The sequence below is a fragment of the Paenibacillus albiflavus genome, from assembly GCF_004344915.1.
In the GTDB taxonomy this organism is placed as follows: Bacteria; Bacillota; Bacilli; order Paenibacillales; family NBRC-103111; genus Paenibacillus_AM; species Paenibacillus_AM albiflavus.
The window spans coordinates 38,257-51,717 of the sequence record NZ_SKFG01000015.1; the positions used below are offsets into that span (position 1 = coordinate 38,257).

The following is a 13,461-nucleotide window of genomic DNA, read 5'->3' on the forward strand; positions in this document are numbered from 1 at the left end:
CAAGGAGGTTGTTACATATGAGCCTATTAGTTCCTATGGTTGTCGAACAAGACGCGAGAGGGGAGCGCGCGTATGATATTTACTCCCGTTTACTCAAAGACCGCATCATTTTTCTTGGATCACAAGTAAATGATCAAGTGGCTAATGCCATTATCGCTCAGTTGCTATTCCTTGATGCCCAAGATCCAGAGAAAGATATTTCGATCTACATCAATTCACCTGGTGGTTCAATTACTGCTGGAATGGCAATATACGACACAATGCAATTCATTAAATCCGATGTATCCACCATCTGTGTTGGTATGGCTGCATCAATGGGTGCATTCCTTCTAACTGCTGGCGCTCCTGGTAAGCGTTATGCGCTGCCGAATTCTGAAGTGATGATTCATCAGCCATTAGGCGGCGTTGAAGGTCAGGCTTCCGATATTCAAATTCGCGCGAACCGCATTATTAAAATGCGTGAGAACTTAAACAAAATTCTAGCTGATCGCACAGGCCAACCGCTTGAGCGTATCGATCGCGATACAGACCGCGACTACTTCATGTCTGCAGCAGAAGCGAAGGAATACGGCTTAATTGATAAAGTAATCGAAAAGCTGTAATTCAATTTCGGGACATATAGATAAAACAACGTGTCATCCTATTGGAACTCAATAAGATGACACGTTGTTTTAGTTAGTGACAAGTTAAGACAATGAATGCGTTAACAATCAGATCCGCATTATTGATTGTCTAATTCCTCTTTACTCACCAGGGAAATCAAAGCATCTACGGCTTGATCTGAATCTGAACCCTCTGCTGAGATATAAACCTCAGTGCCTGTTGAAATAGCTAAACTCATAATCCCCATAATGCTCTTCGCATTGACCTTCTTTTCATCCTTCTCAACGAAAATTTCAGATGAAAATTTATTAGCTTCTTGTACGAATAGAGCTGCCGGTCTTGCATGTAAACCGGTTTTCAGTTTCACTATCACTGGGCGTCTTGACATCGAACCAATTCCCCCTTTTATCTGTAAAAATCTTTGCTTATTACGGCACACAAAAACGCATAATTATTAATATTATACCACTCTAGTGCAAAATAAACTAGGAATTATTATGAAGATCCGTTACTGAGTGCTTCGGATTTTTTCAGCAAGCTCATCAATTTTACGTAAACGATGATTCACACCGGACTTGCTCACTCCGCCTTTTAGCAAATCGCCTACCTCTTTAAGGTTTATATCAGGATGCTTAAGTCGCATCTCAGCTACCTCTCTAAGCTTATCAGGCAAATTCTCAAGACCGATTTCTTTTTGCAGCAATCGAATATTATCAATTTGCCGCACAGCCGCCCCAATGGTTTTATTCAGATTAGCTGTTTCACAATTAACGATTCGATTCACGGAATTGCGCATATCCTTCATGATTCGCACATCTTCAAATCTAAGCAAAGCTTGATGAGCGCCAATGATGGATAAGAATTCAATGATTTTCTCGCCTTCTTTGATATATAACACAAATCCTTTTTTGCGCTCAATGAATCTCGCATTTAGATCAAAACGATTTGCAAGCTTAGCAAGAGCCTGACAATGCTCTTCGTAAATGGAGGCGATTTCCAAGTGGTAGGACGAGCCTTCTGGATTGTTCACCGATCCACCTGCCAAGAATGCACCACGTAAATAAGCTCGTTTGCAGCAAGCAGATGGGATAATTCGCTTATCTATTCCATCTGTGAACAAGAATCCCTCTGAAACGATGCACAAATCCTTAAGCAGCTCTTGAACACCTACCGGAACGCGAACGATGTAGACATTATTCTTTTTCAACCGCATTTTTTTACGTACAAGCAATTCAGTATGGATGCCGTATGTTTTTTTGAGGAGAGAATAAATTCGTCTAGCAATTGCAGCGTTCTCTGTCAGAATGTCGAGAATCACACGTCCGTTGCTGAATTGAACTGAGCCATTCATCCGAATTAGCGCAGACAACTCAGCCTTCTCGCAGCAAGCTTCCGATTCAATTAAGGTTAATTCTTTTTTGGTTTGCGCTGCAAAAGACACTTCATCACCTCTTTCTGGACATCCAATTATCTACGATCTGGTAAATATGATCACTGAGCTTCTCAGCATCGTGACGTAAATAAGTTCGGAACAAAACTAGCGTATCCGCAATTACCTGATAGCCTCGTCTTGTCACTTCTTCTAAATCAAGATGAACGGCTTTGGAGCCTTTTTCCGCATATTTGCTTTGGACCTGTGGAGGAATCTCTCCATCATTGACGATAACATAATCGAACAATTGATGTCCCACATGCTTATGAATCGCTTCAAGGTGATCACTAACAGAGTAATCATCGGTCTCACCTGGCTGTGTCATTACATTACAAATGAACATTTTGACCGCATTCGATTTAACCAGTTCCTCAGCTATTCCTTTTACTAGCAAATTGGGAAGTATACTTGTATATAAAGATCCAGGTCCGCATAGAATCGCATCAGCTTCACGAATAGCTTGTATTGCTTCAGGAAGAGGCTTTACATTAGCAGGTTCAATGAAAAGTCGATCGATTCGTCTACCTGATTGAGGGATTTTGGATTCTCCTTCTACAATTGACCCATCTTCCATTTCTGCTTTAAGCGTAATAAGTTGACTAGATACAGGAAGAACATTGCCGCGAACAGCAAATACCCGGCTCATCTCTCTGATGCCCGTCACAAAGTCTCCCGTAATATCCTTCATCGCAGCTAGAATTAAATTACCTAGTGAATGTCCCGCAAGGCCTGTTCCTTCAGGAAAACGATATTGCAGCATAAGTGCAAGCAGCGGCTCAACATCCGCCATAGAAGTTAGCACGTTGCGAATATCACCTGGTGGCAGCATACCAAGCTCTGCGCGTAGAATCCCAGAGCTGCCTCCATCATCTCCAACAGTCACAATTGCTGTAATATCGAGCGGTTTATTCTTCAGGCCGCGGAGCATTACCGATAGCCCAGTTCCTCCACCGATAACGACTATTTTTGGATTGTTTGGTAGCTTGAGATCCGTTGACAAAATTTCACCCCTATAACCCTATTAGCTTGACTAATTACGATCTCGTTCCGCATCCCGGTGGCTGACTCTGACAGATTCTGTTTCAGAACTCCCCATCATTTTACCGAGGTATTCTGCAATCGCAACCGAACGATGTTTACCGCCCGTACATCCAATTCCGATGACAACTTGACTCTTGCCTTCTTTTTGATACTGTGGCATAAGGAATTGAAGCATATCAAGCAACTTAGTTAAAAATTCTTGTGTTTCCTGCCATTTCATTACATAATCATAGACCTCTTGGTCTTGACCCGTTTTGGGTCTAAGTGTATCTACATAATGTGGGTTAGGCAGAAACCGCACGTCAAAGATAAGATCAGCATCAATTGGAACGCCGTACTTAAATCCGAATGAAATCACATTTATAGATATGCAATTAGACTGAAGATTGGTGAATCTAGAAGAAATCTGCTCTTTAAGCTGCACTGGCTTAAGAGAAGTTGTATCTATAATTTGCGTAGCAAAGCCTTTGAGCTCCTCCAGCAGCTTCCGTTCGGAATGAATCCCGTCTAACGGTAGACCTCCATTCGCAAGCGGATGACGTCTGCGCGTTTCTTTGTAACGCTGAACAAGAGATGCATCTGTAGCATCAAGGAACAAAATCTCGTAAGTAATCGAAGGATGATCCTTCAAGGTACGAAGCGATTCATTTAGAGAGGTGAAGAACTCTCTTCCCCTTAGATCGATCACAAGTGCGACTTTTCCAATTTTGCCTTGAGACTGTTCAATCAGCTCAGCAAACTTAGGAATTAGAATTGGAGGTAGATTATCAACACAGAAGAAACCAAGATCTTCAAAAGATTGAACGGCAATCGTCTTACCAGCACCAGACATGCCTGTGATAATAACGAGCTTAGCAGCCCCGCTCGTACTGTCCATGCTTTCCCTCTCCCTTAATTACTTCAAATTCAGTCCCGCAGCTCCCACAATACCAGCATCGTTCCCTAGTGTAGCCGCAACGATATCAACGCCATCTTTAATTGGCTCAGGTGTATATTTATTAAATGCAGCACGAATTGGCTCAAACAAAATTTCACCAGCGCGAGACACGCCACCGCCAATAATAAAGCGTTGCGGATTTGTGATCACGGCTAGCGTTGCCATCGATCTGCCAATATAATAAGCTGCTCGATTGACAATCCGTAGGGCAACCTCATCCTTGCCTCTTGCCGCCTCGAATACATCTTTCGCTTCAATTTTATCCAGCAGGCTTAACGAAGTGAATTCGCCACGTTCTACTGCATTCGTTGCCATACGAACTATACCAGTAGCAGAGGATACCGTTTCTAGACAACCCACGCGACCGCAATTACATTGAATAGCTTCTACATCTGGCACCACACATAAGTGGCCAATTTCGCCAGCCATACCTTTGAATCCGTGCAGCAGTTTACCGTTCTCAACAATACCACCGCCAACACCTGTACCAAGTGTATAGCAGACAACATCAGACAAGCCTTTGCCTGCACCGCTCCATACTTCACCAAGCGCTGCTACGTTGGCATCATTATCGATCTTAACAGGTTTCCCGAGCATCTCTTCTAAACGCTGTTTGATTGGAACATTATGCAAATTAAGATTAACCGATGCAACGATAATACCTTCAGCAATGTTAAGGAAGCCAGCTATACCAGCTCCAACTCCAACCACTTGATCCCATGCATAGGATGTCTCTGACACCGCTGCACGCGCATATTCGGCAATTTTGCCAATAACATGATCTTGACCAAATTCTACACCTGTTGGACCTTCATACTTGTGAAGCAAATTACCCTCGCTGTCGCATACGCCTACCTTAATTGTCGTCCCGCCTAGATCGACACCAACATAGATCTGATCTGTCATCTCTATTCATCCTCTCAAAATGCTTCCCCTCAGGAAAGCAGTCTTCGTTAACACAAGCTTTAATTAGAACTATACGCGAACCCTCCTGAGCAGGTCAAGGAAACGGGTTAGTTCCTGATAATTACATACCTGATCTACTCTATAACCAAGAGGAAACGGCTATTCGTCCTTTGGGGACGGAGCGTTTCCTAAGGTTATTCAGAGGAAGTATAGTGAAAACTTATACTTTCTGAATAACTGAAGAAAACGCGGATGCAAGTTGCTTCAGCCACGTCTCTTAGCGCTTGGAACATTCGATTGTTAAAGTGATTGACTCCAGTCTGCCACGATACTTCCTTCCAGAAACTTCTCACAATCAAGAGCTGCCATACAGCCACTGCCTGCAGCCGTTATTGCTTGCCGATATTTCGGATCCTGGACATCCCCACAAGCGAATACACCAGCAACATTCGTCTCGGTCGTACCTGGTTTAACAACGATGTAGCCAACTTCATTCGTTGTAATCTGTCCGCCAAGAAAATCAGTATTCGGTTTGTGCCCTATTGCAACGAAAATACCGTCTGTCTCAAACAACTCTTCTTCGCCTGTATCATTATTGCGTACTTTAAGACACGTAACCTTCATGCCATCTGATTGTACTTCAAGAGGTGTATAATTGAGACTCCAAGTGATCTTCTCATTCTCACGAGCACGTTCCTGCATAATTTTAGATGCACGAAGTTCCGTACGGCGATTAACAAGTCGAACCTCTGTAGCAAATTTAGTTAAGAAATTGGCTTCCTCCATCGCTGAATCACCACCGCCAATAACGACCAATCTTTTTCCTCTAAAGAAAAAGCCATCGCATGTTGCGCAAGTGCTTACACCTTGACCAATATTCTCCTTTTCCCCAACTATACCTAGATATTTGGCTGAAGCTCCTGTCGAGATAATGAGCGCTTCAGTCTCAAGCTCCCCGACTCCTTCAACCTCTACTTGAAATGGACGCTTGCTAAGATCAACTCGCGTCACGAATCCAGGCTTAAACTCCGCACCGAATCGTTCCGCTTGCTTGCGCATATTGGCCATTAATTCTGGACCTGTAATTCCATCAGGAAAGCCCGGGAAGTTCTCAACCTCTGTCGTAGTGGTTAGCTGCCCACCTGGCTCAGGTCCTTCAATTACAAGAGGCATCATATTCGCACGAGCTAAGTAAATCGCTGCTGTATATCCAGCAGGACCAGTTCCAACAACAATCACCTTATGCATACACTCAAACATCCTTCCATCGTAAGAATCTATGAGGTAATTAGCTTATACGTCGATTCATTGGCTGAAGATCATATCGCAATTACTGCTTGATCTTCAATAGCTGTGAAAGGATTGCATCCATTTTGTCTTTCAAGCCGCATACCTCATCAATTAGTTTGACATTCTTCCTAATTGTTGATACGGAAGCTTGATAACGAGCGGCTACTTCATGGTAGGAAATAGCACGATGATACATTTTGGCTGTTAAATATTCAAGTGCAGCAGCCCATCCCTCGACTTTGGTAATTCTAGGAACATTGGGATAAACACGCGTTAGAAATTCAATCCACATCGTTTCTAAGTCATGCTGCTCAATTAAATCATATCGACCGTGCATATTGCGATGGGCAAGCTCAATCACTGCCTGCCACTTGGCTTCCCAAGTTGGCAAATTCAGACCGAATGCTGCATCCTTGACCATTCTAGATTCGCCACCAAGATGAGCCATTAGCGGCTCTTTGATTCCCATATCACGAAGTACGAATATGGCTGCACGCTTCAAATAGTCGTCTTCATTCGCATCCGCGATGAAATCGGTAAGGGCTTCTCGCACTTCATTATCCCCTATTAAACCGAACGCTTGAATCACTTGGAGCTTTGTCGCATAATCACCATGTCTAAGCGCCCAGAAAAAAGACGACCGTACGAGTGGATCTTCTTTCAGCCCCTCTGGTATTCCATGTTCGGATTTCGTAAGGGCACGAAATTGCTCCTCGAACGGCAAATGATAATGATAATGCAATTTAATAGCTTCTTGACTTTCGTCCTTCGTATCCAGATAGCGAAGGTAGTAGGCTGCAACTTCAGAACCTGGATCCAGCTTCTGTACCTGCTTCCACATCCGTCTAGCTTCCTCATAGCGTCCAATGCTGCAAGCAGCTACGGCTGTATAGTGGAACAAACTAGGGTCGGATTCACCTTCACCAAGTTTAAGCAGACGCTTAAACAATTGATAGGCTCCATCATGCTCGCCTAGAATTCCCATCGTCGTAGCCATTTTGAACATATGATCAAGCTGCATAGGATAGGTTTTGCGAAGTGTGCGAATCAGTTCTTGCACTTCAGCTTCAAGGCCTAGATGCTGATAGAAAATAGCCAAGTTGCATAACGCATGCAAATTGCCAGGCTCTAGCTCCAGTACTTCCTTGATCGTTGCAACCGATTTATCAAATAAACCTGTATAGTAATAGGCTAAAGCCAGATTATTACGGGCTGCCATGAAGTCTGGCTGCTTCTCTACGATTGCTTCAAGCATTCTTGTCGCTTCCGTAAATCGACCTTCCTCCAATAGACCACGCGCGCCGTCGTGCTCAAACAATCCCTCTCTGGCTTTAATCTGTTTAATTCGTGTTGGACGTTGAAGCTCATAAGACAAATAATCCATCAATTCATCGGATTCTTCTAGAAAACTCCCTTTGGGGTCATTCTCCAAGTAGTATCCGAGAGCTTCTTCCGCTAATTCAAAACGTTCCATATTGGCATAATTGTTAGCCATATAGTAATGGCATTCAATCATGGAAGGGTCTATGGTATCTATTACTTCCTGGAGCACCTGATTGGACTCTTCGAATTGGCCCATTTCAGATAATACACCAGCTAGATTACAATAATTCATTGGGTTATCTTTCTCGAATTCGATAGCCCGACGAAAATATTTTAATGCCTTATCGTAGTGGTATCGATCGAGCGATTGGACAGCTCTTTCGAAAAAGAACGAAGCATCCAAACGAATGGGTATGACTTTCATATGTGTGTTCGCGGAAACTCGCTTTTTGTCCATAATAAGGCACCTCCTAGGCAAGTAGATACGATTACACCGTCTTGTGAAAAGACGGCTGTCGTTTCTGCGAGAAATAGAAGCTAAGTATTGGATATACTTGCTAATATTTCAAATCTAAGTTTTGCTAAGTATAGCATAGACCACTTCACATACCAAATCAGGACTATACGCCACCGTGTTTAAATAAGGATGAAATAGAACCACCTGCTGAAACAATGTTGATCGCGCTGCTTAATAATGGAGCAACAGATAGAACCTTAAAGCGTTCTGGATGGTCACTTGGAATCGCGATAGAATCCGTAATAACAACTTCTTGAATATTTGGATGATCAAGACGCTCTAGTGCTGGACCAGAGAATACAGGATGTGTCGCGCATATGAATGCATCATGTGCACCACGCTCCTTAAGTCCTTCAACCACATTAACAATCGTAGAACCAGTGTCAATCATATCTTCAATGATAATAGGAGTACGATCCTTAACATCCCCAATGACATGTGTAATTACGGATTGATTATGCTCTGGACGTTTTTTGATCATGATAGCAAATGGCGCATTCAGGATGTTAGCCATCTTCTCGGCAGTTGTTGCACGGCCTGCATCAGGAGATACGATGATCGGATTCTTAACATTCTTTTTCATCATATAATCACTGATTACATCAAGTGCTGTCAGGTGATCAACAGGAATGTTGAAGAAACCTTGAATAGCTGGTGCATGAAGATCAATTGTAATTAGACGATGTGCACCTGCTGCTCTGAACAAATCTGCAACCAGTTTAGCCGAGATCGGCTCACGAGGCGCTGCTTTTCTTTCCTGACGGGAATAACCGTAATAAGGAATCACAAGGGTAATCGTTCTTGCCGATGCCCTTTTTGCTGCATCCATCATAATTAACAGTTCCATCATATGATCATTGATCGGATGAGAGAACGTTTGAACTAAGTATACGTCGCAATTACGAACGCTTTCCTGGTAGCAGCAATAGCTTTCACCACTTTTGAATTTTGATAGCTTAATTTTGCCAAGCGGTAAGCCTAATTCATCACAAATATCTTGTGCGAGCTGAGGATTGGATGAACCTGAAAAAATTTTAACTTGTTCTGGTGAGAGCATGGATAACCTCCGAGGGATAGATTCCGCACGAATAACCTCCCTTATCGGGAAGTTATTCGTTCAGGCTGTCGATTATTGTTACCTATTTTTCCATTATACATGAAATCCGTCGAAATTAAAAAGAAATAAGTCTACGTTCTCTTGAACAAAAAGTGGCAATTTGGGAATACCCTGCTTTTTTCAGTTCAATTAATGCTAAATTCAGGTTCTCTCCTAGCCGTTCCGGCTGATGTGCATCTGAGCCTATCGTGATCGGAACTCCTATTTGGCAAGCGTATTCCAGCATGGATGGACTAGGATACATCTCATTAGCCGTATGGCGCAATCCAGAAGCATTAAGCTCAATTGCGGTATCACTTGCTTGAATGATATCGAGCGTTTGACGTTCTAACTGGGTCATATCTCCCGATGGTTTGTAACCAAATCGTTTGATCATATCGATATGGCCAAGAAAATCATACAGTCCTGTACGAGCTGCCTTCTGAACAGCATCATAATACTGTCTATATACTTCATCGACATCACGATTATTCCAGCCATCTAACTGCCGATAATCCGAAACATCCCATGTTCCGAGAAAATGAACCGAACCTATGACATAATCCCAAGGATACTGCTTGATAATCGAAGCTATTTGATCTTCATAGCCTTCAATATAATCGCATTCTAATCCAACCCGCAGATCGATCTGACCCTTGTATTTGTCCTTCAGTTCAAGCGCCTCTTCTACATAAAAAGGCATCTCTTCCATTGGCATCGCCATACCTGGGAGGTAAGTAGCAGGATCTACATGAATGAGCGGCATATGATCAGATAACCCAAGCTGGGATAATCCAATCTCAATTCCACGTTTCACATAGTCTTCAAGATTACCCTCAGCATGACCGCACCGAGCATGATGTGTATGATAATCAATTAACATCTTATCGTACCTAGCCTTTGCGCGTTTTTAGATGACGACGATCAAGCTCTGCCATTAATTCATCTAGCGACAACTTCTGTTCTCGGAGCAATACCATCAAGTGAAAAATAAGATCGCTAGCTTCATATCTTAGTTCTTCAGGATCTGAATTCTTGGCGGCAATAATCACTTCTGAAGCCTCTTCGCCAATCTTCTTCAGAATTTTATCGATTCCCTTCTCGAATAAATAAGTCGTATAAGAATTTACCGGGCGCTCCAAATCGCGAGATGCGATGACAGATTCCAGATTGGATAAAATCGCAAATCGTTCCGCTTCGCCTTCCAGTGGCTGAGCCGCTTCGTCTAACGATTGTGTAAAGCAAGTGTAAGTACCATTGTGACAAGCAGGTCCTTGCGGGTCAACAAGCACTAGCAGCGTATCTGCATCACAGTCATAACGGATATCTCTTACTTGCTGTATGTGGCCAGATGTCGCTCCCTTGTTCCACAATTCTCCACGCGAACGACTCCAGAACCAGGTTTGCTTCGATTCGATCGTACGTTGTAGAGACTCCTCATTCATGTAGGCAAGCATAAGCACATCCTTCGATGTGGCGTCCTGTACAATAGCAGGTATAAGTCCGTTTGCATCAAATTGAATTTTTGTTAGATCGATTGTCGTCATCGTACTTCCACTCCTTTACTGCGAAGATCATCTTTAACTTCCGCAATCGCAATCTCTTTATAGTGAAAAATAGTCGCAGCTAATCCCGCATCAGCAGCTCCTTCTGTAAATACATCATAGAAATCGGATATGCTGCCTGCACCACCAGAAGCAATCACAGGTATGGATACCGCTTGGGATACAGCACGCGTTAGAGGCAGATCGAATCCATCTTTGGTACCATCAGCACCCATCGATGTCAACAGAATTTCCCCTGCACCAAGCTCTTGTACGCGTTTAGCCCACTCTAATACTTTCATTCCGCTTTCCTTACGTCCTCCATGCGTATAGACCTCCCACTCACCCCACTCGGGGTTGTATCTTGCATCAATAGCAACGACGATACACTGGGATCCAAAGCGTCTTGCACCATCGGATATAAGACTCGGATTATTGACTGCTGACGTATTAATACTTATTTTATCTGCACCCGCTCGGAGGAGTCTTGTCATATCATCAACAGTTGAAATTCCTCCGCCCACGGTAAAAGGTATCGTAATCTCGCCAGCAGTTTTACGAACAACCTCAATCATGGTCGATCTGCCTTCTACGGAAGCTGAAATATCCAAAAATACAAGCTCATCCGCGCCTTCATTATCGTAGATAGAAGCCAGCTCAACAGGATCTCCTGCATCACGCAAATTAACAAAATTAACGCCCTTTACGACTCGCCCGTCTTTCACATCCAGACAAGGGATAATACGTTTGGCTAACATAATACTCCTCCTTTCATGTAGATTAATTTATCTGCTGCAATGCATCCGATAATTGAATGGCTCCTGTATACAGAGCTTTGCCAACAATAGCTCCACCAACGCCAGATGTGGAATACTGAGCTAAACGCGTTAAATCACTTAGCTGACTCACACCCCCTGATGCGATAACCGTCTGCCCTGAAGCTTCAGCCATTGCCACAATCGCTTCGACATTCGGTCCACCCATCATGCCATCCCGCGATATATCTGTAAAAATAAAGGTTCTTGCCCCATACTCAGCTAACTGAACAGCGAGATCAACGGCTTTGACTTCTGAAGTTTCAAGCCAACCGCGAGTTGCAACGAATCCATTTCTGGCATCAATCCCTATTGCAATGCGCTCGCCATGCTTACGAAGTGCTTCATGTACGAACTTCCGATCCTCAATTGCCGCCGTACCTAGAATCACACGCGATACGCCGAGAGAGAGCAAGCGATCAATGTCAGACTCTGTACGAATCCCGCCCCCAAGCTGAACAGGCACGCCAACTGACTTCGCAATACGCCCGATCAAGTCAGCATTTACAGGATAACCTGCCTTAGCACCATCAAGATCGACCAGATGAATCCACTGCGCCCCCTGTGCTTCCCACTCTGCCGCTACTTCTACTGGCTGGTCGTTATAGACCGTTTCTTGATTATAGTCACCCTGCACGAGACGTACGCATTTACCATCGCGAATATCAATAGCGGGATAAATAATAAAATCTGACATTATAGACTCTTCCTTTCGTTCCTGAGTATTTAGCCTTAAAAATGCTGAGTGTGCCTGCATTTTGTACAGTCAAATGGGCGACATTCAGCTAATTTGAGCATTTGACTGCATTTCGTACAGTCAAAATCGTATGATTATTGGAAATTAGTATATTTGGCTGGATTTGACTGTATTTTTCGGTTAGGCCCCCTTATTCTGGAGTCTACCTTATTAAAAAACCAGTTTGGTTAGCAAAGCTCATTATTTCATCTGTTTACAAGGCTCTGTAGAATTTCGTCCGATCTTCTTGCTCTAAAATCCATTTAGAAAACTTCGCTGGCGGCATGCGCTTCAAACTTCCATGCAATCTACGATTGTTGTAAAAGTCCATATAACGATCCATAGCTTCATAAGCCTGTTCTAGTGTCATAAATATCTCCATGGCAAATAGATTTCGCTCCACCAAACTATGGAATGACTCAATATATGCATTCAAATCAGGGGTTTTCGGAGGAATCCTCTCGTGTACAACGCCCCAAGCTGTACACATATCTTCAAAGAGTGCACTCACGAACTGTGGGCCGTTGTCAGTACGTATGGTTGGCAGCGGCTCGCCGGGTTGTATGCGATCCTGTAGAGCCTTTCCTAAGACTTGAACGGCATGTTTCGCTTCACAAGTTGTGCCAACATAGTAACCAACGATTACACGATCAAATATATCGATGATGCTCAGAATGAAAAAGAAGCGGTTTCTAGCTACTACGCGACCATACTTAATATCCATTTGCCATAGCTGGTTCGAACCTGTAACCATTCGATTCACAGGCAATCTACGTGGATAATTGATTTTCTTCTTGCGTTGCTGCTGAAGAATTTCCAGCTCTTTGCATAAGCGATAACACTTTTTAGGATTCAAACTAAGTCCATATTTGTTCCTAAGGCACTGAGCTAAGCACCTATAACCATAGATGTGCTCTTCGCCCTCTAGGAGCTCCAAGAGCCATTTCTTAATTTGCTCATCGTCTATTTGAACGCCACTAATTGTCAAGGAGTATCCCGGGCAGGGACGGCCTTTACGAGCGGTTTGTTTATGTTCTTTAGGTTGCTTGGCTCGTTTAATTCGTGCGTAATAAGTGGACTCTGCTAACCCTATGATCCTTAGAACAAGTGTGGCTGGATTTCCCTGCTTAATGAAACGATGAGCTATTTCAAATTTTTCAGATAAGCAGGGTTCTGCTTTTTTACTAGTTCACGCAAGATTTCGTTCTCAAGTTCTTTCTC

At 43.4% G+C, this 13,461-nt stretch carries 14 protein-coding genes; 1 reads left to right on the top strand and 13 read right to left on the bottom strand.

Annotated elements, in window-relative coordinates:
- Nucleotides 1-17: 17 nt before the first annotated feature.
- A complete protein-coding gene (gene clpP, locus E0485_RS15360) occupies nt 18-602 on the top strand; it encodes an ATP-dependent Clp endopeptidase proteolytic subunit ClpP (protein WP_132418953.1) in 585 nt (194 codons plus the stop codon).
- A gap of 119 nt (nt 603-721) precedes the next feature.
- Here clpP and E0485_RS15365 read toward each other — a convergent pair whose 3' ends face one another.
- The 13 genes from E0485_RS15365 to E0485_RS15425 all read right to left on the bottom strand — a co-directional run bounded on the left by E0485_RS15365 (nt 722) and on the right by E0485_RS15425 (nt 13,387).
- On the bottom strand, nt 722-991 hold the full coding sequence (locus E0485_RS15365; RefSeq protein ID WP_132418954.1) for an HPr family phosphocarrier protein: 270 nt from the start codon (nt 989-991) through the stop codon (nt 722-724).
- A gap of 120 nt (nt 992-1,111) precedes the next feature.
- Nucleotides 1,112-2,044, bottom strand: coding sequence for a DNA-binding protein WhiA (gene whiA / locus E0485_RS15370; protein WP_132418955.1), 933 nt, complete (start codon nt 2,042-2,044; stop codon nt 1,112-1,114).
- Between the two features lie 4 nt (nt 2,045-2,048).
- Nucleotides 2,049-3,035 (bottom strand): gluconeogenesis factor YvcK family protein, encoded by a 987-nt coding sequence (locus E0485_RS15375; protein ID WP_268957588.1) that lies wholly within the window; start codon nt 3,033-3,035, stop codon nt 2,049-2,051.
- Nucleotides 3,036-3,065: 30 nt separating this feature from the next.
- Complete coding sequence (rapZ, locus tag E0485_RS15380; protein WP_132418956.1) at nt 3,066-3,953, bottom strand: RNase adapter RapZ; 888 nt, start codon at nt 3,951-3,953, stop codon at nt 3,066-3,068.
- An 18-nt stretch (nt 3,954-3,971) separates the two neighbouring features.
- Nucleotides 3,972-4,919: an ROK family glucokinase gene (locus E0485_RS15385; RefSeq protein WP_132418957.1), complete on the bottom strand. Its 948-nt coding sequence runs from the start codon at nt 4,917-4,919 to the stop codon at nt 3,972-3,974.
- Between the two features lie 300 nt (nt 4,920-5,219).
- Nucleotides 5,220-6,167: a thioredoxin-disulfide reductase gene (gene trxB / locus E0485_RS15390; RefSeq protein ID WP_132418958.1), complete on the bottom strand. Its 948-nt coding sequence runs from the start codon at nt 6,165-6,167 to the stop codon at nt 5,220-5,222.
- An 82-nt stretch (nt 6,168-6,249) separates the two neighbouring features.
- On the bottom strand, nt 6,250-7,992 hold the full coding sequence (locus tag E0485_RS15395; RefSeq protein WP_407944854.1) for a tetratricopeptide repeat protein: 1,743 nt from the start codon (nt 7,990-7,992) through the stop codon (nt 6,250-6,252).
- 160 nt (nt 7,993-8,152) lie between these two features.
- A complete protein-coding gene (locus E0485_RS15400; protein ID WP_132418960.1) occupies nt 8,153-9,106 on the bottom strand; it encodes a ribose-phosphate diphosphokinase in 954 nt (317 codons plus the stop codon).
- Between the two features lie 115 nt (nt 9,107-9,221).
- Nucleotides 9,222-10,028, bottom strand: a complete 807-nt coding sequence (hisJ, locus tag E0485_RS15405) for a histidinol-phosphatase HisJ (RefSeq protein ID WP_132418961.1) — start codon at nt 10,026-10,028, stop codon at nt 9,222-9,224.
- A gap of 10 nt (nt 10,029-10,038) precedes the next feature.
- Complete coding sequence (gene hisIE, locus E0485_RS15410) at nt 10,039-10,692, bottom strand: bifunctional phosphoribosyl-AMP cyclohydrolase/phosphoribosyl-ATP diphosphatase HisIE (RefSeq protein WP_132418962.1); 654 nt, start codon at nt 10,690-10,692, stop codon at nt 10,039-10,041.
- Nucleotides 10,689-11,447, bottom strand: coding sequence for an imidazole glycerol phosphate synthase subunit HisF (gene hisF, locus E0485_RS15415; protein WP_132418963.1), 759 nt, complete (start codon nt 11,445-11,447; stop codon nt 10,689-10,691). Before hisF ends, hisIE begins: the two co-directional genes overlap by 4 nt.
- Nucleotides 11,448-11,469: 22 nt before the next feature.
- Nucleotides 11,470-12,201: a 1-(5-phosphoribosyl)-5-[(5-phosphoribosylamino)methylideneamino]imidazole-4-carboxamide isomerase gene (gene hisA / locus E0485_RS15420; RefSeq protein WP_132418964.1), complete on the bottom strand. Its 732-nt coding sequence runs from the start codon at nt 12,199-12,201 to the stop codon at nt 11,470-11,472.
- Between the two features lie 253 nt (nt 12,202-12,454).
- On the bottom strand, nt 12,455-13,387 hold the full coding sequence (locus E0485_RS15425; protein ID WP_132417162.1) for an IS3 family transposase: 933 nt from the start codon (nt 13,385-13,387) through the stop codon (nt 12,455-12,457).
- Nucleotides 13,388-13,461 lie beyond the last annotated feature (74 nt).

Excerpts from the sequence above, each read along its gene's own strand:
- trxB (WP_132418958.1), bottom strand. The coding sequence starts at position 6,167 with ATGCATAAGGTGATTGTTGTTGGAACTGGTCCTGCTGGATATACAGCA.
- hisF (WP_132418963.1), bottom strand. The coding sequence starts at position 11,447 with ATGTTAGCCAAACGTATTATCCCTTGTCTGGATGTGAAAGACGGGCGA.
- E0485_RS15385 (WP_132418957.1), bottom strand. The coding sequence starts at position 4,919 with ATGACAGATCAGATCTATGTTGGTGTCGATCTAGGCGGGACGACAATT.
- hisIE (WP_132418962.1), bottom strand. The coding sequence starts at position 10,692 with ATGACGACAATCGATCTAACAAAAATTCAATTTGATGCAAACGGACTT.
- E0485_RS15365 (WP_132418954.1), bottom strand. The coding sequence starts at position 991 with ATGTCAAGACGCCCAGTGATAGTGAAACTGAAAACCGGTTTACATGCA.
- clpP (WP_132418953.1), top strand. The coding sequence starts at position 18 with ATGAGCCTATTAGTTCCTATGGTTGTCGAACAAGACGCGAGAGGGGAG.
- E0485_RS15400 (WP_132418960.1), bottom strand. The coding sequence starts at position 9,106 with ATGCTCTCACCAGAACAAGTTAAAATTTTTTCAGGTTCATCCAATCCT.
- hisA (WP_132418964.1), bottom strand. The coding sequence starts at position 12,201 with ATGTCAGATTTTATTATTTATCCCGCTATTGATATTCGCGATGGTAAA.
- hisJ (WP_132418961.1), bottom strand. The coding sequence starts at position 10,028 with ATGTTAATTGATTATCATACACATCATGCTCGGTGCGGTCATGCTGAG.
- rapZ (WP_132418956.1), bottom strand. The coding sequence starts at position 3,953 with ATGGACAGTACGAGCGGGGCTGCTAAGCTCGTTATTATCACAGGCATG.